We start from the raw sequence: 22,293 nt of genomic DNA on the forward strand, positions 1-22,293 counted from the left end.
TCAGAATGACCATCGGATGTTGGCATTAACGGCATTAACCTGGGTATCGGAACCGTATTGCCCCTGATAGCCGAGATCCAGGCTAGTGGATCGCGACAGCTTCACGCTCACCCCGACGTCCGCCACCATCAGGTTGTCATCAACTGCGGTGCCCTGCGTGGTAAACGCATCGCTGCCGGCAAAGGCCATACGCGAAGAGGTGGTTTTATCGCCGTAGGCATGCTGCCAACCCAGTGAGCCGTAAAGACTGACGTTCTGCGGCAGTTCAACCGTACCGCGCACGCCCAACGTGGAATAGAAGGTATTCATCGTTTCATTACGCACGCTAAGCGCTGCGGCACCGCCACTTTCCTCGAAGTTATCAGTATGCAGACGGATGTAGCTCAGATTGACGAAGGGCTCAAGGTTCGCGTCCGACTGCCCAAAACGGTAGCCCGCTTCGGTGAACGCCAGCAGCGAGTCGGCATCATAGTCTGCCTTAAGCCGATCCGAGTAATTACCGAAGTTAACGTTGCGCTCATTTTCCAGCCGGTGCCAGGTGTAACCCAACGCGCCACGTAACGAGAAGGCGCCTTGCTGCCCTGCGGCATACAGACCGAGGTGATAATTATCGCTGTCGGACTTGGAGCTGCGGCTATCGATATCATAATCACCGCGGCTATAACCAAAATATCCACCAACGCGAACACTGCTATCCGATAATTTATGGTCTGCCCCCAGCAGGAAGCCGCTGGTGTTGCCATCGAGTTTTCCAACGTTGTCATTACCGCTGTTTCTTGCCCATGAGCCAAACGTCTGCCCCCACACGCCACTGTTTTCGGCCTGCGCCGGTTGAACCAGCGTCATCGCCAATGGCGGAACGGGCAACGTATCGTTATCAAAAGCGCGCAACATGCGCTGATTGAGCACATTGAACAGCATGGTGCTGCCGGCAATCAGGTTAGATTGCATGGAGGGATAGACCTCACCAGAAAGTTGATTGAATGCCTCACGAGCTTCAGGCGCACTCAATAACAACAGTGAGTTGTACAGGGCCAATGAAGGGCCGCCTTGCGCCAGAGTCGAGAGAGCACCCGCGGTATTCCATTGGTTGTCGGTTTGTGCCACCGTCTGGAAAATACCTGGCTTGCCGCTGCCTTCTCCCGGACCCTCACCGCCTGGGTTTTCACCCCCCGGATTCTCGCCGCCCGGATTTTCACCGCCTGGGTTCTCGCCGCCTGGGTTCTCGCCGCCTGGGTTCTCACCACCCGGATTTTCACCGCCGCCTTTCTGCGCAATCGTCAAATCCACGGCGTTAGCCTCGTGTTTGAGCGCAACGTCCAGGAACGCAGATTTTGAGACCGCTTCGGCGAACTGCCCGTCAATTCCCCCTTCCGAGGTTAAAATACGATAGCTTCGGCCGGTCTGATAGCTGGTTTGCAAGTCCAGCGCAGTCACCTGCACCTTCGCTTGATCGCTGATAGTGGTTTTACCCGTAACCAGCAGTTTGTCACTACTGCCATCACCGGCGATATCAACGTCGTAGAAAGATTCACCAATGAAGTTCAGATAGCGTTTCAGCGTCAGAGTGCCAATATTCCCGTCGCCAGGGGAAATGTGACCACCGGACTGAATTTCTGTCTGACCTAAAGTGCCATTGCCGCCCAGCGTGCCGCCGGATTTGATTGACGCAGCACTGCTGTAACCCAGACCATTGCTGACGTCGGAGCCGGCTGTCGCATTAAGAATCAACGTACCGCCATTCTCGGCACTCAGGGTCTGCACGTCGAAAGGACTGTCTTCTGGCTGCGTATTGATATCGCTGTTAATGATGATTTTACCGCCACGGGCGGTTACGTTCGCCTTAAGCTGGGTAAGATCCCCGCTCAGCGTCGTCTGCCCGGCGGTGTTGATCACCTCACCTTCGCCAACCATCTTATTGCGGAAATCATAGTTGTCGGAGGTATGGTTAAAGTACACATAGCTACCGAATAACCCACCGCGCAGATTGACCACCGTTTGGGCATCGAGCGTACCCGCGCCGCCCGCCGCACCGAGCGTGGGTTCGGTCAGGCCGGTGCCGGTATCCATATTGCCGCGGCTGCCGATGATTAGCGCGCCCCTGTTCGAACCGGAGCCGGTATCGCCCAACCGCAGCTCGTTAGCCCCGGCGGAAAATGTTCCGCCGTCCACCACCGACAGCACACCGTTGCCATAATCTCCCACGTTGACGCTGCCGGCACTGGTAAAGCGCGAGCCTTCACCAGCGATATAAAGCTCGGCAGTTTTGCGCGAGCCAGAAACGCCGGCAATTTCCGCGCTGCCGACGTTAACCACGCCGCCATTGAGCACGTCAACATCGCCGTTGGCCGTGAGCGTTTGGCTGATGTTCCACTGCGAGTTTTTACCCGTCACCGTGGCTTTGGGGTTCAGCTTGTCGGCCTCATCAGGCTTGAATCCGCTGTCTATTCTGGCGGCGGCCGTGGTTGTCACCACCCCGCCATCTTCAATCAGCAGGGTGGAACGCGCGCCCTGTCCAAAGCCGATACCAAGCCTGTCGCTGGTAACTTTGGAACCGGCACCTTTAACATTCAAATGGCTGTCGTAACCCCCGGTAGTGCCGACGATAATTTCTTTCGCACTGGCCAGCCCGCCATCTTCAACCCGCAATGTCCCCTGGCCGAGGTTTAAACTGCCACGCAGAACATTTTGATCGTTTACGGCACTCAATACCGCATTAGGTCCTCTGACCGTGACCAGGCTTTCATAAATTTTGCCGTCTGAGCGAGTGCCGATATTGATGTTATAGCCGCCGACCTGGCCATTATCTATCAACAGGTTTCCACTTTGATTGCGACCGACGTAAACATTCCCGCTGTAGGCTAAGGGTTCTGTCACTTTGGATTCACCATCGAATATAACATCGTCGGCCCGAGCCATATCGGCAGACCCCATCAATAGCAATGGCGCGGAGAAAAGTGCGAGGTAAATTTTGGAAAGCGGTTTTCTTACCGCTAAATGATGCGATATTTTATCTTTCATGTTTTCTCTCCGGCCTAATTAACTTAGAGCCATCAAAATTATTATTTATATGAAAAATTCAATGTATTAGAGGGTGTAGAGTGCGTAATGCCGCAAACACAAACTGATTGCCATCGAGACGCAAGCTTATTGCCCCCCAGCACTAACGCCTCGATGCCAAACTTATTGGGCTTGCGGGTCAATACTGATTTTCCCCTCGGCTCACGCCCACAGGAGATTATTTATGCGTGACAACCGGGGTACAACTCGGGGCGGTCAGCGATGGCGCAGATCCTAAAAACCCTGGCATCATCATCGAAGAGCAGTCGAAAATCCGCCCTTTTTCAGTGGTGGCGCGGTAAGTGAGTTTTTGTCCACCCAGTGCGTCGGGCTGGGCGCCGTTAACATTGGTCACGGTAATTTCGTCTGATGAGCCCAGACCCAGCATTTTAGCCGTTTCCGCCTGCAGCAAAGGTATTGCCTGATCGGTTTTCAACGTTGAACAACCGGCGACCAGTAAAGTAACGGCCAGAGCGATAAATGGTTTCTTCATAAATTATCCTTTTCAACCAAACAGATCCAAACGCTGAATGGCTCTATGTTTTATCTTATCCAAATCCCCGCATAATATATTTCTCTTTCCTAAACGAAAAAACCCTCCTAAAGTAGGGAGGGTGGATAATAAGAGATTACCGGAACCATCCGATACGTTTATACGAAGGAGCTAGCTTTGGGACAGGAGTATGCACTGGTCGTTGATGACCATCCATTGGTGGCAAGTGGCATCGCCAATTTTCTTAATACGCATTGTCGATTTAAACATGTCCACATGGCGACCAACGAAGATCATTGCTATCGCCACATTATGCTAAATGGCCCTCCTCGTTTAATGGTTATAGATTTTTGGCTATCCAATGGCACGGCGCTTAAATTCCTCAAAGAGATGAATGAACGTTATTCACAAATTCGCTTATTGGTGGTGAGTGGCGACGACAACAATGAAATATGGCAAAAGGTTCGAGAGGCCGGCGGCCATGGTTTCGTGCTTAAAAATGAATCTCCTGAATTATTCGCCAAAGCCGTAGCCACTCTCACAGACAATCGACTATGGTTTCCTCAGGATAATGCGACGGGTGTAACGCCAGTCCAAAACCATTTGCAACATTTAAATCTAACGCCGCGACAGGTTGAAGTGCTTTCCATGATGTTGCGTGGTTTTCCTAATAAAAGAATAGCCTCGCAACTTTCAATTTCAGAACCCACAGTTAAAGAACACATCAGTAATATTCTGAAAAAGATAGGTGTGAATAGTCGGGTGGAGGCGATCACCCTGCTCCACGGCAGATCGGGGCCATTACAATGAAGTTACTTCAATCTTTACAAGATGATGGTATTTCTCCCCGTGCGCAAATCCGTCTGCTGGACAATACATTTATACGCCTGGTATTTAGCTTCAGCGCAGTGCCCTTTGTTGGTATTCCTTTCGCTATTTGGATTTATTTACTGGGTGAAAACCTATGGCCGATTAGCCTCTGGATAGTCTTATATTTGTTCTGCGCCGTCGCCATCAGGTTGTGGCATCGCAGCTATAAGAAAGAAACAATAAAAAAAGATTCGGACGTTATTCTTCGCCGCTGGCTACCCCATATCAATAAAGTTGCCTTCGTTCATGGGCTGGGTATTTCTTCGTTATATATAATCACGCCACAGATAAACAATTTTGACTTTTTCTTATTATTGAACATCAGTATCGCGGCTATCGTTGCGGCCAACGCAACACATTTAACGCCAGTCATTAGCACCTTTACTCTGTTTTTCTTTTCCTGCTGGAGCATACTGAATATTGGCATCATCTGGCGATTAAACGATGTCATGCTTATTGTGCTGATGCTTAACCTGCTTTATGGGTTCGCCATCTACCGCCACGCATTGAGCTCCCATAAATTCTTTATCCAGCAAGCCCGCCTCGAAGAGGAAAGCTCCCGTCTTGCGGAGCAATTCAGGCAGGCCAAAGAGGAAGCAGAGCAGGCGTTATTGGATAAAAACCAATTTCTTACTACCGCCAGTCATGATTTGCGTCAACCGGTGCACGCCATGGGTTTTTTGATCGAAGCCATTATCCATAAAAACCGCGATGTCACGCTCATCCCCCAGCTATTGGATCTGCAGCAAAGCGTAAGATCCGTGCATCTTATGTTTAATTCCTTACTCGATCTCAGCAAGATTGAATCCGGCAACGTCAGCACGGCAACGACCCATGTGGACATTGGAATGCTGCTCGACTCGGTGATGACCCTGTTTCGCGAAGAGGCGAACAGCCGGGCATTATCATTACGGGCATGGCGGCCCAAGCGCCGAATCTATGTGATGGGCGATCAGCTACTCATCAGGCAATCACTGATTAACCTGATACAAAATGCACTGCGTTATACGCAAAAAGGGGGCGTGCTGATAGCCATTCGCCCTCAGGGAGCGGAATGCTTAATTGAAGTTTGGGACACCGGCGTTGGCATCGCCGACGAAGAGAAAGGCAAAGTTTTTTCCCCCTATTATCGCCCTGAGCTGGCGTGGAAAATCGATAGTGCTGGCCATGGATTAGGGCTGGCGGTAGTGGCACGCTGCGCCAAACTGATGAAGGTGAAATACGGCATGCAATCCGTTGAAGGCAAGGGTTCCCGTTTCTGGATGCGCTTTGCCCTTTACAACGGCGAATGCGAGCTACCAGAAAGCGCAAACAGTTACTCAAATAGCCTCACTCCCATCCGCTATGCGCCGCTGTACGGTTCCTGTCTGGTGGTGGACGATGACCCACTGGTGACTTCCGCCTGGTCGAGTTTGATGAGCACCTGGGGCCTCACAGTACGCTGTGCGGCCTGTGCAGAGGAGGCATTTGCGATTATCGATGAAGGCTTCAGCCCCTTTGCCATGCTGTGCGATCAACGGCTCCGCTCTGGCGAAAGCGGGTTCGATATATTGAAAGCGCTGTTTGAACGCCTGCCGAATACCAGCGGTGCCATGGTCAGCGGGGAATTTAACTCACCCACTTTGCAAGAGGCCGAACAGGAAGGTTATCTGGTACTGCGAAAACCGCTGGAACCCGCGAAACTCTATGCATTGCTGTCGCAATGGGCAGCCTCCAGTTAGCCGGTAGGCTTTATACCGGTGAACCCATGCCGGAATTCCGTTTCCGCATGGGTCCGATTTCAGGAGCGGCATCCTTTAGATCTCGAGGCCGCGCAGCAGGCCCTCAAGGTTGCGCTCGCCAGCCCGGGTCTGAGCACCTGCCTTCAATCCGCCCCGAATGAGTTTTTCTGCTGCGGGCCGTGCGAACAGCCCAGCCCAGGCATCGTGCTCACGATAAAAGCCTTCCCGCAGATCTGGTGCAGGCATCGCTTGTTTGGCAGCCGCAATAACGCCCTCGGGCAATGCCGCAATGTTGCGAGCCAACCGATCGACGAAATCATCGAGTTCGGCAGCAGGTAATGCGCGATTGATCCATCCATAACGTTCCGCCGTAGCGGCGTCGATCAGTTCGGCACCCAGGATCGCTTCAAGCGCACGACCGCGCGTCATCCGGCTGGTCAGATACTGGGTAGCGCCACCGCCGCGTGCCAGCCCGGCAAGCTTGACGATCGTGACCTGCGGCTGCTCCCGCAGAAGCTCACCGAATGCCTGGAACGGATTAAGGCCTTCTGGAGCATGGCGTGCAAGCTCATCGAAAGCGTGCGGCTCATCGATTAAGGTCATGTCGACATGAGCAATAAAAAACTCGGGATTTGCGCTCTGGAATACCAACACTCGCGTGTCCGGATCGTCACGAACAGCAACAAGAAAGCGGCTGATCTCCGACATCAAAGACACATCAAGCACGTTGACCGGAGGATTGTCGATCGTGATCGTCGATACGCCATGGTCACGGGAAATACTCAGCCTGCCGAAATCTGTATCTGTCATGTCAATTTCCTGGGTGGTGGGGAAGAAAGTGGCACCGGGTTTGGGTGCTGTTCACCGCATGGTATACTTTGCATACCTAGGGTCAATTACGCACTTTAAACATCCCAGGGATGCTGGAGGATACCTATGAACGAGACAGATCCTATCTACCGGGCCGACTACCCAAGCCGAATCATTCTCGACCAGATCGCGGATAAATGGTCGATGATGGTGCTGGAAGTGCTTCGCGAGCCACGGCGTTTCAACGCGATTAAGCGCCGCCTTGACGGCGTCACTCAGCGCGTACTGACCCAGACACTGCGTAAGCTGGAACGCAACGGCATGGTGAAACGCCGGGTTCTGGATGGGCGGGTACTGGGCGTCGAGTATTCACTGACCCCACTCGGCCAATCGTTACAGGAGCCGTTTGCAATTCTGTTTAATTGGACGCTGGGGAATATGGAGACGATTCAGGACTGCCAGAGAAAATATGATGAGCAAAGCCAACAGGATGAAAATTGAGGTTGGCAACCTCAATTCCCTGCGCGATTAATGGCCGCGTACATCCAATAATCTCTGGCCTGCCCGCGCACGCGGCGGTATTGCCTGATTAAACCTTCGCGCTGCATGCCCACTCGCTCCAGGACGGCAATCGACAATATATTGCTATCAAGAACCGTAGCCTGAACACGCTGAAGGCACAGAACGGTGTGCGCCCAATGAATAACGGCACTCGCCGCCTCAGTCGCCAAGCCCCGGCCACAGTGGCTCGGGTCAAGATCATAGGCAATTTCAGCCCGGCCATGATCGCGGGATATTTCGTTCAACCCAACCGTACCGAGCAAACCGTCACTCTGATCCACAATGGCCCAACGAAGAGAGTCTTTGCCTTCGGCATAGTCAGCAATCAGCGTTTCGAGGTTGGTCGGGCTGACATCCCCCCAACTGGTATGTTCAATCACGCCAGGTTTACTCAAATACGCCGACCACGCATCAACATCGTCTAATCTCAGCGGCCTTAATGACGCGTAAAGCTCGTCAGGTAACGGTATTCGTGTTGGCAATGTCGTCATAGCACCTCCGTCAAACCAGTCACTGATGCAAAGATATAAAGTACTGTGGTTTAGATGCGTTGTGAACCTACGCCAGGTAATCCCATAAAATTCTTTTACTTCATAAAAAATCCCGCAGTTACGCGGGATTTGATGTGATGGTTGTTATTTAGCGCCAGCCTAGACCGGCAACCAAATCATTCCCACTCAATGGTAGCCGGTGGCTTGCCGCTGATGTCATAAACTACACGGGAAATGCCGTTCACTTCGTTGATGATGCGGTTGGATACGCGGCCGAGGAAATCATACGGCAGGTGCGCCCAATGCGCGGTCATAAAGTCGATGGTTTCCACTGCGCGCAGTGAAACAACCCAGTCGTATTTACGGCCATCGCCCATCACGCCAACGGAACGTACCGGCAGGAACACGGTGAATGCCTGGCTGACCTTGTTGTACAGATCGGCCTTGTGCAGTTCTTCAATGAAGATGGCATCGGCGCGGCGCAGCAGGTCGCAATACTCTTTCTTCACTTCGCCCAGCACGCGCACGCCCAGACCTGGCCCCGGGAACGGGTGGCGGAACAGCATGTCGTACGGCAGGCCCAGTTCCAGGCCAATTTTACGCACTTCGTCTTTGAACAGCTCTTTCAGCGGTTCGACCAGGCCCAGCTTCATCTCTTTCGGCAAGCCGCCCACGTTGTGGTGCGACTTGATCACGTGCGCTTTGCCGGTGGCAGAAGCGGCGGATTCGATCACGTCCGGGTAGATGGTGCCTTGCGCCAGCCATTTAACTTCAGATTGCTTGCAGGCTTCTTCGTCGAACAGCTCAACGAACACGCGACCAATGATTTTGCGCTTGGCTTCCGGCTCGTCAACACCGGCCAGGGCGCTCAGGAAGCGATCTTCCGCCGCCACGTGAACGATGTTCAGGCCGAAGTGGTCACCAAACATTTCCAGAACCTGTTCGGCTTCGTTCAGGCGCAGCAGGCCGTTGTCGACAAACACGCAGGTCAGGCGTTTGCCGATGGCACGGTGCAGCAGCATCGCGGTAACGGAAGAATCCACGCCGCCGGACAGGCCGAGGATCACGTGATCTTCACCTACCTGCTGACGAATACGTTCTACCGCATCTTCAATGATGGTCGCCGGGGTCCACAGGGCTTCACACTGGCAGATATCCAGCACGAAACGCTCCAGCATACGCTGGCCCTGACGGGTGTGGGTTACTTCCGGGTGGAACTGCACGCCGTAGAAGCGTTTTTCTTCGTTGGCCATAATGGCAAACGGGCAGGTATCGGTGCTGGCAACGGTCACGAAGTCAGCCGGGATAGCGGTCACTTTGTCGCCGTGGCTCATCCACACGTCCAGCAGCGGTTTGCCGGCCGGGCTCAGTGCGTCTTCGATGTCGCGCACCAATGCGCTTTCGGTGGTGATTTCCACCTGGGCATAACCGAACTCACGCTCGTTGGAACCTTCTACCTGTCCACCCAACTGCATCGCCATGGTCTGCATGCCGTAGCATACGCCCAGCACCGGGACACCGGCGGTGAACACGTATTCTGGCGCGCGCGGGCTGTTGGCTTCGGTGGTGCTTTCCGGGCCGCCGGACAGGATGATGCCGCTTGGATTGAATTCGCGGATTTGCTCTTCGCTAACGTCCCAGGCCCACAGCTCACAGTAAACGCCGATTTCGCGCACGCGGCGTGCTACCAGTTGAGTGTATTGCGAACCAAAGTCCAGAATCAGGATGCGATGCTTATGGATATTTTTTGTCATGTGAGGCGAATTCCAGCAACAGAGAAAAAGAGCGAAAATAGTGTTTTCGGGGTGAAGCGTTACGCCCCACCCCGGCTTCTCCCGCAGGAGAAGTTAAAGCATTAACCCATGCGGTAGTTCGGTGACTCTTTGGTGATGGTCACATCGTGCACGTGGCTTTCCTGAATGCCGGCGCCGCTGATGCGCACAAATTCAGCCTTGGTGCGCAGCTCGTCGATGGTGCCGCAACCGGTCAGGCCCATGCAAGAGCGCAGACCGCCCATTTGCTGGTGAACAATGGCTTTCAGCATGCCTTTGTAAGCCACGCGGCCTTCGATACCTTCCGGCACCAGTTTGTCGGCGGCGTTATCGGTCTGGAAGTAACGGTCGGAAGAGCCTTTGGACATCGCGCCCAGTGAACCCATACCGCGATAGGATTTGAACGAACGGCCCTGATACAGCTCGATTTCGCCCGGAGATTCTTCGGTACCCGCCAGCATAGAGCCAACCATCACGCAGGATGCGCCAGCCGCGATGGCTTTGGCGATATCACCGGAGAAACGGATGCCGCCGTCGGCGATAACCGGAATACCGGTGCCTTCCAGCGCTTCAACCGCGTCGGCGATAGCGGTGATCTGCGGTACGCCAACGCCGGTAACGATACGAGTGGTACAGATGGAACCAGGGCCGATACCCACTTTCACCGCACTAACACCGGCATCAGCCAGCGCTTTGGCGCCTGAAGCGGTCGCGACGTTGCCGCCAACGATCTGCAGGTCCGGGTATTTGGCGCGGGTTTCACGAATGCGCTGCAATACGCCTTCGGAATGGCCGTGGGAGGAGTCAATCAGCAGGACGTCAACGCCGGCAGCGACCAGCGCATCAACGCGCTCTTCGTTGCCTGCACCGGCGCCAACCGCAGCGCCAACGCGCAAACGGCCATGCTCGTCTTTACAGGCGTTTGGCTTGCGTTCCGCTTTTTGGAAGTCTTTGACGGTGATCATGCCCAGCAGATGGAACTGGTCGTCTACCACCAGCGCTTTCTCAACGCGTTTTTCGTGCATCTTCTGCAGCACGACTTCACGCGCTTCACCTTCTTTCACCGTAACCAGACGCTCTTTCGGCGTCATCACGGCGGTAACAGGCTGGTTCAGATCAGTGACGAAGCGAACGTCACGGCCGGTGATGATGCCGACCAGTTCGTTTTCTTCGGTCACGACCGGGTAGCCGGCAAAGCCGTTACGCGCGGTCAGTTCTTTCACTTCTTTCAGGGTGGTAGTCGGAGTCACGGCCTGTGGATCGGTGACCACGCCGCTTTCATGTTTTTTCACGCGGCGGACTTCTTCAGCCTGACGCTCGATGGACATGTTTTTGTGGATGAAACCTAAACCGCCTTCCTGCGCCAGCGCGATAGCCAGATTGGCTTCGGTAACGGTGTCCATGGCTGCGGACAGCATAGGGATATTCAGGTGGATGGTTTTGGTCAATTGGGTGCCGAGCTCAGCGGTATTAGGCAGAACCGTAGAGTGAGCTGGAACCAGGAGAACGTCGTCGAATGTCAGTGCTTCTTTTGCGATGCGTAGCATGGGCAATATCTCACCAGAGTGGGCTGTGAAAAAGATAAAATATTGCCGCGGCATTATACAGAGCGTAATCGGTTGCCTCCAGTACTTTCGCACAAAAACTCTTGATTACCTTTTTCAGCCATGTAGTATCGACCAATTAAGTGCTTGTTTTGAAATTTGATCTGGGTCACATGTCGCTACCTGTTTCGCCGTCTATTTTTACCGTAAGCCGCCTGAATCAGACGGTTCGACAGCTGCTGGAAATGGAAATGGGCCAGATTTGGCTCTCCGCCGAGATTTCCAACTTCTCCCAACCCTCTTCCGGCCACTGGTATTTCACGCTGAAAGACGATCGGGCACAGGTGCGTTGCGCGATGTTCCGCAACACTAACCGCCGCACCACTTTCCGTCCGCAGAATGGCCAACAGGTCCTGGTTCGCGCCAGCATTACGCTGTATGAACCGCGCGGCGACTACCAACTGATTGCCGAAAGCATGCAGCCTGCCGGTGACGGTCTGTTGCAACAGCAGTTCGACCAGTTGAAACAGCGCCTGAGCGCCGAAGGCCTGTTCGACCAACAATTCAAGCAACCCTTGCCCAGCCCGGCCAAACGCGTCGGGGTCATTACCTCCGCCAGCGGTGCGGCGCTGCACGATGTGTTGCAGGTGCTGCAACGGCGTGATCCTTCACTGCCTATCATTATTTACCCTACTTCGGTGCAGGGCGCAGAAGCGCCATTGCAGATTGTGCGTGCCATCGAAACGGCTAACCGCCGCGACGAGTGTGACGTGCTGATCGTCGGCCGTGGTGGCGGTTCGCTGGAAGATCTGTGGAGTTTTAATGACGAACGCGTGGCGCGGGCAATTTTCGCCAGCCGCATTCCGATCGTCAGCGCCGTCGGCCATGAAACCGACGTCACCATTGCCGATTTTGTCGCTGATTTGCGTGCGCCAACCCCTTCCGCCGCTGCCGAACTGGTCAGCCGCAATCAGCTGGAGCTGCTGCGCCAGTTGCAGTCCCAGCAGCAGCGGATGGAAATGGCGATGGATTACTACCTGGCACAGCGCCAGCAACAGTTCACCCGCATCAACCACCGTTTGCAGCAACAGCATCCGCACCTGCGCCTGGCGCGCCAGCAGACGCTATTGTTCAAACTGCAACGCCGGTTGGAAGATGGCATGCAGAACCAACTGCGGGTCTCTTCACGCCGCAGCGAACGGGCACAACAGCGTTTGGCGCAGATGCAGCCGCAGGCGCGCATTCATCGCTATCAGCAACGCGTGCAGCAGCAGGAATACCGTTTACAGCAGGCGCTGGAGCGGCGGCTCAACGCCTGGCGTCAGCGCTTTGGCGTGGCCTGCAGCCAGCTTGAGGCGGTCAGCCCGCTGGCAACGCTGGCGCGTGGCTACAGCGTGACGCAAACGCCACGCGGCGAACTGCTGAAAACCACCAAACAGGCACAGGTGGGTGAATTGCTGAAAACCCGTCTGCAGGATGGCTGGGTGGAAAGCGAGGTGAAAACCATCACCCTGGCCAAAAAGCCGCGCAAAAAGCGCGCGGCTGAATAATTCCGCTTATTCCAGCGTAAAACTGTTGCCGGGCGCGCCGTTGATCCACAACTCGCGCGCTTCTCCGGCAGGCAAGCTGAAAGTCAGGGTTTGCCATGCCGGTTTAAAGCGACCCTCGGTGGTGAGGTTCAGCGTGATGCGCTGATTGTCACTGAGCATCTCCCAGCGCAGCCACAGCGCGTCGCCCTGCTGCCAGCCATAACTCTCGCCGTCATCTTCGAATAACAGCCCAGAAGCGCTGCCACAGCCTTTTAGCGGGTACAACTTAAGCTCACGTCGATCGTCCGCCGTTACGTCAACATGCGCCAGGCGGGATGACAGCGGCAATGCCGCACCGGCACGCACCAGCAGCGGCAAGCGCTCCAGTGGGGCTTCCAGCACCACCGTCTGGCCGCCACTGAACCACTGGCCGCTGTAGAAGCAATACCAACCATCGCCGTTATCCGGCAGATACACCGGCCGCTGGCGTTGCCCCTGCTCCACTACGCTGGCCACCAGCAGATCGCGACCAATCATAAAATCATCGGTTTCTTTCAGGGTCTGTTCGTCATGCTCATGGTCGAGGAAGGTCGGGCGCAGCATCGGCTCGTCGTCGGCACTGGCCTGCCACAGCAGGGTGTAAAAATACGGCATCAGCCGGTAACGCAGGTTAATCGCCTCGCGTACCGCCGGGGTAGCGGCCGGATACATCCAGGGTTCATTCACCGTGGCGTCATCGTTCCAAGAGTGAATGGTGAAACGCGGATGCATCACGCCGTTTTGTACCCAGCGCACCAGGAGTTCGGCGTCCGGCTTGTCACCGGAGAAACCGCCGACGTCGTGCCCCAGGTTATACAGGCCAGACAGGCTCATGCCCAACCCCATACGGATGTTGTAACGCAAAGTCTGCCAGTTGGTGCGGTTGTCGCCGCTCCAGGTCTGCACATAACGCTGCATACCGGCGCAACCGGAACGCGAGATCAGGTAAGGCCGCAGCTCGGGAGCAAAGCGTTGCTGAGCCTCCATTGAAGCGCGCATCATCAGTAACGGCATCACCGGGCGAATGTGCTTGATGGCGATAGGCGTGCCAAAACCGTGGCAACGCGCCTCTCCGTCCCACACTTCGTATTCGTTATTGTCATTCCAGGTGGAATCAATGCCCATCTCCAGCAGCTGCTGCGTCACGCCCTGCTGCCACCATTGCACCGCCGCAGGATTGGTGAAGTCGAGGTGCGAGCCTTCGTCATCCCAAAAGCTGGAGCGCTCCGGCCGGTCGCTTTCGGAATCCCGGATAAACAACCCCTGCTCCGCCGCCTGCTGATACTGCGGATGATCCTGCAACAGGCACGGCTTGATGTTGGCCGCCAGCTTTAACCCGGCGTCGTGAAATGCCTGGCTCAACTGTTTGGGCTGCGGCACCTTGTCGTAGTTCCAGTTGAATACATAGCGCTTGTTGCCGATCGAGGTATAACCCGACGACAGTTGGAACGAGTCGCAGGGAATATCATGCTGGCGACAGAGCTGAATAAACTGCTGTAGCTGCTGCTGGGCGTCCGGCGCATCGGTGTAATGCATGGTGGAACCGCTGTAGCCCAGGCTCCATTTCGGGCCGAAGTGAGTCTTGCCGGTCAGGCGTACAAACGCCTTGGTCACGTCCAGCACTTTGGGGCCGAGGAACAGGTAATAATCCAGATCTCCCGCTTCGGCCTGATAGCGGCGATAGGCCAGATGGTAGTTATCGATCTCATTGCCCAGATCCAGCCAGCAACTGCTCAGGTTGTCGTAAAACAGCCCGAAACTGGCCTCTTCCCCACGGGTGATGGTGAAAGGAATGTGCTTGTACAGCGGATCGGTGCTGGCGGCGTTGTAACCCATCGCGTCCAGGTTGCGCATTTCAAAGCGGCGACCGCTGCGTTCCAAATCACCGGCCTTCTCACCCAGGCCATAGTACCGCTCGGCGGCCTGACGGCGCTGGTAGTGGGCCACGCCGTCACCGTGCGGGTTCAGCAGGTAAGCGCTGGTTGGCCGATCGGCGGCCAGCGGAAGCCATTCACCGGCGGCGTTGCAGTGCTCCCACTCCAGCCACAGCGGCTGATGCACGGTAACGCGCAGTGCAGACGTCGTCACCACCAGCCGATCCTCATGTTGCTGCAACTGATAACCCGGCAGGCCGAAGCCGGCCACGCTCAAACGATCACGCCCTTCCCAGGGCACATCAGTCTGCGGCGCAATGCTCCAGGTGCGATCCAGCGCCAACTCGCCATTGCGTTTAATCAACACGCGGAACAGGCTGTTTTCCAGCACGTAAAGACAGAACAGGTGACGTTCGTCGACCAACAGCTCAATGCGATCGGCATACTGACCGGCCAACGTCCAATTTTTTAAGGTTTTCATAGGCATCCAACTTAACTATTAAGTGTTTTTTTACCGCCACGTTCGGCGATCAAGGCAATCAGAAATACGGCGCCGATCAGGTCGAAGAAGCCCATGGCGATAAACAGCGGGTTGAAACCGACGGTATCGGAGACCGCGCCGATCAGCAGCGTGAACAGGAAGCTGGCGATCCAGGCGCTGGAGCCGCGCATACCGTTGACCGTCGCTACCTGATTTTTATCGAATGATTCCACCACCAGCGCGCTGAGCATGCAGGAGATCACCTGATGGCCGAAACCGCCGATCGAGATCAGGGCGATCGCCACATAGGGATCTTTGGTGATCGCGACGAACGCCAGCGAGACCATCATGAATGCGCCGGTGACCGAGCTGGCAACCACCGAGTTGACGCGGCTGCAGCCGAACCATTTACGGTACAAAGTGGTGAGATAGCCGCTGGCGACGCTGCCGATGTCCGCCGCCAAAAACGGCAGCCAGGCAAACATGGCGATGTGTTTTAAATCCATGCCGCGTTCGGTGGCCAAATACAGCGGCACCCAGAAACTGAATACCGCCCAGGCCGGCTCGGCGAGAAAGGCCGGAATGGCAATGCCGTAGAACTTTTTGTTGCGGCAGAGAATGGCCAATGACTTGAGGAAAGGCAGTCGGGGTAACTCCGGCTCGTTGTCTTCGCGGATCAGATCCAGCTCCTGCTGGCTCAGATTGGGGTGCTGCTGCGGCGAGTGGTAGAACCGCCACCACAGCACCACCCAAAGCAACGCCAGCGCGCCGGAAAACAGGAAAGCGCCCTGCCAACCAAAGGAGACGTGGGCAATAACGATGATCGGCGGTGCCAGCATGGCGCCAATAGAAAACCCGACGCCCGCCCAACCGGCGGCGATGGGCCGTTCCTTCTTCGGGAACCAGTCGGAAATCGCCTTGGCGTTGGCCGGCGTTGCCGCCGCTTCTGCCCCGCCCATAAAGAAGCGCAGGATCGCCAACTGCACCCAGGTGCCGGCCCCGGCATGCATCATGCAAACCACCGCCCAGATGCTGGCGCAGATCAGGAACCCCATCTTCAGACCAATCACATCGATCAGCCAACCGCAGATCGGCTGAAACACCGTATAGGCCAGTTGGAACGATGCCACCACCCAGGAATACTGCTCGGTGGTCATATTCAGGCTGGTTTTCAGCTCCGGCGCCAGGATGCCCAGCGAGTTACGAGTGATGTAGTTAACCGTGACACCCAGCAGAAACAGCGCCAGCATCCACCAGCGCAGTGATTTAAATTTACGCCGGCCGCTGTCGACGACCCTTTGATTAATTTCCACACTCATCTGTCTTCTCTCCACGACGGCTGCCCGGTGACACAGCGCGCTTTTTGGTAGGGTACGTTTGGTTAGCGAAGGTATGGGTGGTGTTAAATTGCATTATGCTTCCCAGAAGCAGGCGCACGTCCTTCACAACCACATGATTTATTTTCATTTTATTTATAATTCAGTCCATTAATTGGACTGATAAATCTATAAAGTTGGTATACCAATTCAGACTAGCCAGCCGGAAGCGTGAGCGAAACGTGGTTTTTTGCAAAAATTTTCATACGAAGGATAAAAGCTCGCCATAATGGCCACCTAAGCCTGACAGTACGCTGAAAAAATGCAGTGAAAATATTTTCATTGCCAAATTTGAAGGAGATCACAGAATGAACGGAAAGCTGAAAATACAGCAGATCGCCCACCAAACCGGGTTGTCGATCAGCACCGTTTCACGCGTTTTAGCCGGCAAATCCAATACCAGCGTCGAAGCACGCCAAAAAGTGCTGGCCTGCGCCCAACAGAACGGCATTCTGCAAGGGATTTCCAGCGGTCGACTGATGTTGAACAGCGTGATGGTCTTCGCGCCACAACGCGCCTTTGACGTACGTACCGATATTTTTTACTACAAGGTGATCCAGGGCATCACCGCTGCGCTGGCGGAACATGAGGTGCGTATTCGCTATTGCGGGCTTGAGGAACTGCACAGCGACGGCGCGCTGTTCCTGGAAAAGATGAGCGATCCGCAGACCCAGGCGGCGCTGATTATCGGTATCGACGACGAACATATTCACCAGTTAGCCGCCGATCTGAATAAACCCTGCGTGCTGATTAACTGCAGCGACCGGCAGATGCGGCTCGATAGCGTGTCGCCCGATCATCAACTGATTGGCGAATTCTCCGCCAACTATCTGTTCCAGCAGGGGCACAGCCATATTCTGAACCTGCAGTGCTTGCGTCGGCACACTATGGAGCTGCGGCTGGCGGGCATCAAGCAAGCCTATGCGCGGCACAACATCGCCTTTGACGAGGGTCGCCATCTGGTCACCACCTCCGGTTTCGGTAGCGAAGAGGCCGAACAGGCACTCACCACCTTTATCAACCGGGTCAGTCAGCGCTCACAATTGCCGACGGCCATTCTTGCCGGTGGCGACTATATGGCGGTCGGCGCGGTCAAGGCACTCAACAAATTGCAGTTGAGCGTGCCAGGTGATATTTCGGTGATGAGCACCGACGGTTTTAATCTGGCGGAAATTCATGACGTGCCGCTCACCTCGGTACACGTGCCGCGCGACGAGTTGGGCTATGAGGCCATTCAGCTACTGCAACGCCGCATGCTGCGCGCCGATGCGCCCCCGTGCAACCTGCTGCTGCACGGCAAGCTGGCGGTCCGCGCCTCGGTCAAACGCGTCAGCCCCCATAAAACCAGCCCGGCGGTAAGCACTCACGATCACCGTCTTTACGATGTCTGAACTACACTTAGTGGCGGAATCTTTACTCAAGGAGAGCCACTATGCCGACCCTGACAGCGCGTTCGGTCATTCCCCCTTATATGCTGCGTCGGATCATTGAGCACGGCAGCCTGCTGCAGCGCGACTGCGCATTACACACCCTTAACCACGTTCAAAGCCTGCTCGGCAACAAGCCGTTACGCGCCCCCGGGGCGAAAACCTCGACCGGTGGTGAAGTCATCCGCGATATTTTTGATGCCGAAAACGGCACCCAACTGCCCGGCAAACAGGTACGTAATGAGGGCCAGTCCAGTAATCATGACGTGGCGGTGGATGAAGCCTATGACTACCTCGGCGTCACCTATGATTTCTTCTGGCAGGCGTTCAAACGCAACTCGCTGGACAACCGGGGCCTGCCGCTGACCGGCAGCGTGCATTACGGCAAGGAATACCAGAACGCCTTTTGGAACGGCCAGCAAATGGTCTTCGGCGATGGTGACGGCGAAATCTTTAACCGTTTTACCATCGCCATCGACGTAGTCGGCCACGAACTGGCACACGGCGTCACCGAAAGCGAGGCCGGACTAATTTACTTCCAACAGGCCGGTGCGCTGAATGAGTCGCTGTCTGACGTGTTCGGTTCTCTGGTCAAACAGTTCCACCTCAAGCAAACCGCGGATAAGGCCGACTGGCTGATTGGCGAAGGTCTGTTGGCGAAAGGCATCAACGGCAAGGGCCTGCGTTCGATGTCGGCACCCGGTACCGCCTACGATGATCCGCTGCTGGGGAAAGATCCGCAGCCGGCCGACATGAAAGACTACATTCAGACCAAAGAGGATAACGGCGGCGTCCACCTCAACTCCGGCATTCCCAACCGCGCCTTCTATCTGGCGGCCACGGCTCTGGGCGGCTTTGCCTGGGAGAAAGCCGGTTACATCTGGTACGACACGCTTTGCGACAAGACACTGCCGCAGGACGCTGACTTCGCCACCTTTGCCCGTACCACGGTGAAACATGCCAAACAGCGCTTCGACAGTAAAGTGGCGGATAAGGTACAGCAGGCCTGGCATCAGGTAGGGGTAGAGTAATGAAACCCTTGCCGGCACTCAATCAGGACACGGTCATTGAGCTGGCGCGTGAAGGCGGCTTCGCCTTTATTCCCAAACTGGCGGGCCAGCGGCGCATTGCGCTGGCCGACATTACGCCAGAGCAACGGCAGCGCCTGAATCAACTGTTGAACCAGACGCTGCCCTACGCGCAGGAAGAGGGGCAACCGGACTCTCCCGGCTGCGGTGACCAACGTTATTTTCGCGTGCAGATCAGCTATTACAGCCAAACTTTACGCAGCGAAATCGTACTGCTGATCCCGGAAACCAGCGCCCCGCAGGCGTTGGTCGACCTGTGGAAAACCGGTCAGGTGGATGAGTGAACGCTTACAACGGCTGATAACTGAATAACACCCGCTTTTTGGATATCAACCCATGGCCGTTCTGGCACAGGTAGTCCACCGCTCCGCAGGCCTTGAGTTCTTGTAACTGCTGCCCGCAATCCGGGCAGTGGGCCAACTGCTGATAATCGCTGTTACAGGCGGTGCAATGGTAGTGACCATTCACCCACTCCATCGTTTGATCGCATTGCGGACACTGCGCTTCCATAGTCACTCCCTGGTTAAATCACGCCCCATGAGCGTAAGAAATAGATGCCCAACGCGGTAGTGAAAAACGAGCCGACGGTGGTGATGGCGATAATATTCGCCGCCAGCGTGGCGTTCCCCCCCATCGCACGCGTCATCACATAGCTGCCAGAAGCCGTTGGCGTGGCCGAGAACAGGAAAATAATCCCCAACGCCGCGCCGTGAAAACCGCACAGCCAGCCACTCAGCGTCATTATCACTGGCACGACAAACAGCTTGGCCGAAGAAGACAGCGCCGCCACGTTGGACGAACGAAACATGGCGCGCAGGTCTAAACTGGCGCCGGTGCACAGCAAGGCCAGTGGCAACGACAGTGCGGAGATATAGCTGCCGGTCTGCCGGATCACCTGAGGTATTCCCAGACCGGTCTGGGCATAAGCCAGTCCGCACACCAGGCCGATAATCAGCGGATTGGTGACAATACTGCGCAACAGCGACAAACGGCTGATCCTCTTGCCCTGCCCGCCCTGCAGGCTGCGCGTGAGGGTAATAACTGACAGTATGTTAAACAGGATCACCGTCACCGTCAGGTACAGCGACCCTAACGCCACGCCCTCACTGCCGTAAGCGGTCATGGCATAGGCCAGGCCGACAATAGCGGTATTGGCACGGAAGCCCCCCTGCACAAAGACACCGCGCTCACGTGGCTCTTTAACCAGCCAGATAGCCGCCACTTCCAGCAGCAGGAAGGTGACCACGGTGCCAATAGCGCCAAAGATTACCAGCGGCAGGTTGCCCAGCAACTGCGGGTGGTTGGTGGCGATGCTGAAGAACAACAAACAGGGCAGCGCCAGGTTAAACACCAACTTGGTGGCACCATCGATAAAACGGTCGTCCATCAAGCGCCAGTGGCGCAGCAATATGCCCAGCAACATCATTAACAGATTGGGGACGGTGACGTTGAATGCAAAACTCCAGGTTTCCCAGGACATGATGTTCCTTCAGGCTAACGGCGGTAATAGTCAGATAATAAAACGATTTCGATCCAATAAAAAAGGGGCGCGGTAGTGATACCGCGCCCCTCATTCTTATGATTAGCCTTTCTTCAGGTGGCTCATCAGACGTTTACGCTTGCGCATCTGGTTCGGCGTCAGCAGGTTGCGCTTACCGGCGAACGGGTTCTCACCCTCTTTGAACTGGATGCGGATCGGCGTACCCATAACCTTCAGAGAACGACGGAAGTAGTTCATCAGGTAGCGTTTGTACGAATCGGACAGATCGGTCACCTGGTTGCCGTGGATCACCACAATCGGCGGGTTATACCCACCGGCGTGCGCATATTTCAGCTTCACGCGGCGGCCACGTACCAACGGCGGTTGGTGATCGTCGGCAGCCATCTGCATGATTTTGGTCAGCATTGAGGTGTTCACGCGGCGGGTCGCACACTCGTAAGCTTCCAGTACCGACACGAACAAGTTGCCAACGCCGCTACCATGCAGGGCAGAGATAAAGTGAATGCGGGCAAAATCGACAAAGCCCAGACGCAGATCGAGCATCTCTTTCACGTGATCGCGATCTTCCTCGCTCATGCCGTCCCACTTGTTGACGACAATCACCAGTGAGCGCCCACTATTGAGGATAAAGCCGAGCAGTGAGAGATCCTGATCGGAAATGCCTTCGCGTGCATCCACGACCAGCAACACCACGTTGGCGTCTTCAATCGCCTGCAGGGTTTTGATTACCGAGAACTTCTCTACGGTTTCCGTAACCTTGCCGCGCTTACGTACCCCGGCGGTATCGATCAGCACGTATTCGCGCTCGTCGCGGACCATCGGGATATAGATGCTGTCACGGGTCGTGCCCGGCATGTCGTAGACCACGACACGATCTTCGCCGAGAATGCGGTTAGTCAGTGTGGACTTACCTACGTTAGGACGACCCACGATAGCCAGCTTGATTGGCAGATCCTGCGGGTTGAAGTCGTCTTCCGGCTCTTCGTCTGCGCCTTCGAGGGTTTCACCTTCTTGCTCGGCCCAATAAGCGGCGTTAGCCTCTTCTTCGGTCAGCTCGACTTCTTCCGGCTTTTCACCGACAAACGGCACCAGTACGTGCTCGATCAACTGCGCTACGCCACGACCGTGGGAAGCCGCGATCGGATGCACGTCGCCCAGGCCCAGCGAATAGAAATCGGCGGCGGCCATGTCTGGATCCATACCGTCGGTTTTGTTGGCGACCAGGAAGGTAGCTTTCTGACGGTTGCGCAGATGCTGGGCAATGCCCAGATCGGCCGGCATCAGGCCGGCGCGAGCATCGACCATAAACAGCACGATGTCTGCTTCTTCGATCGCCAGCAGCGACTGACCGGCCATGCGTGTTTCAACGCCATCTTCGGTGCCGTCAATGCCCCCGGTATCGACGATAATAAATTCATTACCCTCAACCTCAGCACGACCATACTTGCGGTCTCGCGTTAGCCCGGGGAAATCCGCCACCAGCGCATCGCGCGTATGGGTTAAACGGTTAAACAAGGTGGATTTACCCACATTCGGGCGCCCTACTAGCGCGACGACAGGTATCATTGTGAAGCCTCATTACTTAATAATCAAAGCGTTACTACACTATGGATAGACACCAGGAGTGCAGCTTATAAAAATACGAAACGGCCCCTG

The 22,293-nt window shown here is 55.5% G+C and carries 18 protein-coding genes; 7 read left to right on the forward strand and 11 right to left on the reverse strand.

Features of this window, described 5'->3' with window-relative positions:
- Both ACNT1W_RS20360 and ACNT1W_RS20365 read right to left on the reverse strand, forming a co-directional pair.
- Positions 1–3,021, reverse strand: a complete 3,021-nt coding sequence (locus ACNT1W_RS20360) for an autotransporter outer membrane beta-barrel domain-containing protein (protein WP_419246073.1) — start codon at positions 3,019–3,021, stop codon at positions 1–3.
- A gap of 217 nt (positions 3,022–3,238) precedes the next feature.
- Complete coding sequence (locus ACNT1W_RS20365; RefSeq protein WP_012146296.1) at positions 3,239–3,553, reverse strand: hypothetical protein; 315 nt, start codon at positions 3,551–3,553, stop codon at positions 3,239–3,241.
- A gap of 177 nt (positions 3,554–3,730) precedes the next feature.
- Here ACNT1W_RS20365 and ACNT1W_RS20370 point away from each other — a divergent pair, with 177 nt between their 5' ends.
- Both ACNT1W_RS20370 and ACNT1W_RS20375 read left to right on the forward strand, forming a co-directional pair.
- A complete protein-coding gene (locus ACNT1W_RS20370; protein ID WP_419246074.1) occupies positions 3,731–4,363 on the forward strand; it encodes a response regulator transcription factor in 633 nt (210 codons plus the stop codon).
- A complete protein-coding gene (locus ACNT1W_RS20375; RefSeq protein WP_419246075.1) occupies positions 4,360–6,144 on the forward strand; it encodes an ATP-binding protein in 1,785 nt (594 codons plus the stop codon). Before ACNT1W_RS20370 ends, ACNT1W_RS20375 begins: the two co-directional genes overlap by 4 nt.
- 75 nt (positions 6,145–6,219) lie before the next feature.
- Here the strand turns inward: ACNT1W_RS20375 and ACNT1W_RS20380 are convergent, their stop codons facing one another.
- A complete protein-coding gene (locus tag ACNT1W_RS20380) occupies positions 6,220–6,954 on the reverse strand; it encodes an enoyl-CoA hydratase/isomerase family protein (RefSeq protein WP_419246076.1) in 735 nt (244 codons plus the stop codon).
- Between the two features lie 126 nt (positions 6,955–7,080).
- On the opposite strand from ACNT1W_RS20380, the gene ACNT1W_RS20385 reads away from it, so the two are divergent.
- A complete protein-coding gene (locus ACNT1W_RS20385; RefSeq protein ID WP_419246077.1) occupies positions 7,081–7,455 on the forward strand; it encodes a winged helix-turn-helix transcriptional regulator in 375 nt (124 codons plus the stop codon).
- An 11-nt stretch (positions 7,456–7,466) separates the two neighbouring features.
- Here ACNT1W_RS20385 and ACNT1W_RS20390 read toward each other — a convergent pair whose 3' ends face one another.
- The 3 genes from ACNT1W_RS20390 to guaB form a co-directional block, all read right to left on the reverse strand.
- On the reverse strand, positions 7,467–8,006 hold the full coding sequence (locus ACNT1W_RS20390; protein ID WP_419246078.1) for a GNAT family N-acetyltransferase: 540 nt from the start codon (positions 8,004–8,006) through the stop codon (positions 7,467–7,469).
- A 176-nt stretch (positions 8,007–8,182) separates the two neighbouring features.
- Positions 8,183–9,760 carry a glutamine-hydrolyzing GMP synthase gene (gene guaA / locus ACNT1W_RS20395; protein WP_012146303.1) on the reverse strand — a complete coding sequence of 526 codons (1,578 nt, stop codon included), beginning with the start codon at positions 9,758–9,760 and terminating at the stop codon, positions 8,183–8,185.
- A 101-nt stretch (positions 9,761–9,861) separates the two neighbouring features.
- Positions 9,862–11,325, reverse strand: a complete 1,464-nt coding sequence (gene guaB / locus ACNT1W_RS20400) for an IMP dehydrogenase (protein WP_012146304.1) — start codon at positions 11,323–11,325, stop codon at positions 9,862–9,864.
- A gap of 170 nt (positions 11,326–11,495) precedes the next feature.
- Between guaB and xseA the strand changes: the two genes are divergently transcribed.
- Positions 11,496–12,872, forward strand: a complete 1,377-nt coding sequence (gene xseA / locus ACNT1W_RS20405) for an exodeoxyribonuclease VII large subunit (RefSeq protein WP_375189235.1) — start codon at positions 11,496–11,498, stop codon at positions 12,870–12,872.
- Between the two features lie 6 nt (positions 12,873–12,878).
- Here xseA and ACNT1W_RS20410 read toward each other — a convergent pair whose 3' ends face one another.
- Complete coding sequence (locus ACNT1W_RS20410) at positions 12,879–15,245, reverse strand: TIM-barrel domain-containing protein (protein WP_419246079.1); 2,367 nt, start codon at positions 15,243–15,245, stop codon at positions 12,879–12,881.
- A gap of 11 nt (positions 15,246–15,256) precedes the next feature.
- Complete coding sequence (locus ACNT1W_RS20415) at positions 15,257–16,564, reverse strand: MFS transporter (RefSeq protein ID WP_012146307.1); 1,308 nt, start codon at positions 16,562–16,564, stop codon at positions 15,257–15,259.
- A 365-nt stretch (positions 16,565–16,929) separates the two neighbouring features.
- Here ACNT1W_RS20415 and ACNT1W_RS20420 point away from each other — a divergent pair, with 365 nt between their 5' ends.
- The 3 genes from ACNT1W_RS20420 to ACNT1W_RS20430 are packed head-to-tail and all read left to right on the forward strand — an operon-like array spanning position 16,930 to position 19,420.
- On the forward strand, positions 16,930–18,012 hold the full coding sequence (locus ACNT1W_RS20420; protein WP_419246080.1) for a LacI family DNA-binding transcriptional regulator: 1,083 nt from the start codon (positions 16,930–16,932) through the stop codon (positions 18,010–18,012).
- 41 nt (positions 18,013–18,053) lie between these two features.
- The gene (locus tag ACNT1W_RS20425) at positions 18,054–19,079 is read left to right on the forward strand and encodes a M4 family metallopeptidase (RefSeq protein ID WP_419246081.1); all 1,026 of its coding nucleotides are present in this window, start codon (positions 18,054–18,056) and stop codon (positions 19,077–19,079) included.
- Entirely contained in the window at positions 19,079–19,420 is a 342-nt protein-coding gene (locus ACNT1W_RS20430) for a protealysin inhibitor emfourin (protein ID WP_012146310.1), read from the forward strand. The genes ACNT1W_RS20425 and ACNT1W_RS20430 overlap by 1 nt, the downstream gene beginning before the upstream one ends.
- A 4-nt stretch (positions 19,421–19,424) precedes the next feature.
- On the opposite strand, the gene ACNT1W_RS20435 is transcribed toward ACNT1W_RS20430, so the two are convergent.
- From ACNT1W_RS20435 to der, 3 genes are all read right to left on the reverse strand, one after another.
- Positions 19,425–19,646, reverse strand: coding sequence for a zinc ribbon domain-containing protein (locus ACNT1W_RS20435; protein ID WP_218217416.1), 222 nt, complete (start codon positions 19,644–19,646; stop codon positions 19,425–19,427).
- A 13-nt stretch (positions 19,647–19,659) separates the two neighbouring features.
- Positions 19,660–20,616, reverse strand: coding sequence for an AEC family transporter (locus ACNT1W_RS20440; RefSeq protein ID WP_012146312.1), 957 nt, complete (start codon positions 20,614–20,616; stop codon positions 19,660–19,662).
- A gap of 102 nt (positions 20,617–20,718) precedes the next feature.
- The gene (der, locus tag ACNT1W_RS20445) at positions 20,719–22,203 is read right to left on the reverse strand and encodes a ribosome biogenesis GTPase Der (RefSeq protein WP_112363243.1); all 1,485 of its coding nucleotides are present in this window, start codon (positions 22,201–22,203) and stop codon (positions 20,719–20,721) included.
- Between the last annotated feature and the right edge of the window lie 90 nt (positions 22,204–22,293).

The sequence above is a fragment of the Serratia sp. NFX21 genome, from assembly GCF_048517035.1.
GTDB classification, from domain to species: domain Bacteria; phylum Pseudomonadota; class Gammaproteobacteria; order Enterobacterales; family Enterobacteriaceae; genus Serratia; species Serratia quinivorans.

Coding starts and splice junctions, on each gene's coding strand:
- ACNT1W_RS20430 (WP_012146310.1), top strand. CDS start 19,079: ATGAAACCCTTGCCGGCACTCAATCAGGACACGGTCATTGAGCTGGCG.
- der (WP_112363243.1), bottom strand. CDS start 22,203: ATGATACCTGTCGTCGCGCTAGTAGGGCGCCCGAATGTGGGTAAATCC.
- ACNT1W_RS20380 (WP_419246076.1), bottom strand. CDS start 6,954: ATGACAGATACAGATTTCGGCAGGCTGAGTATTTCCCGTGACCATGGC.
- guaB (WP_012146304.1), bottom strand. CDS start 11,325: ATGCTACGCATCGCAAAAGAAGCACTGACATTCGACGACGTTCTCCTG.
- ACNT1W_RS20435 (WP_218217416.1), bottom strand. CDS start 19,646: ATGGAAGCGCAGTGTCCGCAATGCGATCAAACGATGGAGTGGGTGAAT.
- ACNT1W_RS20420 (WP_419246080.1), top strand. CDS start 16,930: ATGAACGGAAAGCTGAAAATACAGCAGATCGCCCACCAAACCGGGTTG.
- ACNT1W_RS20440 (WP_012146312.1), bottom strand. CDS start 20,616: ATGTCCTGGGAAACCTGGAGTTTTGCATTCAACGTCACCGTCCCCAAT.
- guaA (WP_012146303.1), bottom strand. CDS start 9,760: ATGACAAAAAATATCCATAAGCATCGCATCCTGATTCTGGACTTTGGT.
- ACNT1W_RS20425 (WP_419246081.1), top strand. CDS start 18,054: ATGCCGACCCTGACAGCGCGTTCGGTCATTCCCCCTTATATGCTGCGT.
- ACNT1W_RS20390 (WP_419246078.1), bottom strand. CDS start 8,006: ATGACGACATTGCCAACACGAATACCGTTACCTGACGAGCTTTACGCG.
- ACNT1W_RS20360 (WP_419246073.1), bottom strand. CDS start 3,021: ATGAAAGATAAAATATCGCATCATTTAGCGGTAAGAAAACCGCTTTCC.
- ACNT1W_RS20365 (WP_012146296.1), bottom strand. CDS start 3,553: ATGAAGAAACCATTTATCGCTCTGGCCGTTACTTTACTGGTCGCCGGT.
- ACNT1W_RS20410 (WP_419246079.1), bottom strand. CDS start 15,245: ATGAAAACCTTAAAAAATTGGACGTTGGCCGGTCAGTATGCCGATCGC.
- ACNT1W_RS20375 (WP_419246075.1), top strand. CDS start 4,360: ATGAAGTTACTTCAATCTTTACAAGATGATGGTATTTCTCCCCGTGCG.
- ACNT1W_RS20415 (WP_012146307.1), bottom strand. CDS start 16,564: ATGAGTGTGGAAATTAATCAAAGGGTCGTCGACAGCGGCCGGCGTAAA.
- ACNT1W_RS20385 (WP_419246077.1), top strand. CDS start 7,081: ATGAACGAGACAGATCCTATCTACCGGGCCGACTACCCAAGCCGAATC.
- xseA (WP_375189235.1), top strand. CDS start 11,496: ATGTCGCTACCTGTTTCGCCGTCTATTTTTACCGTAAGCCGCCTGAAT.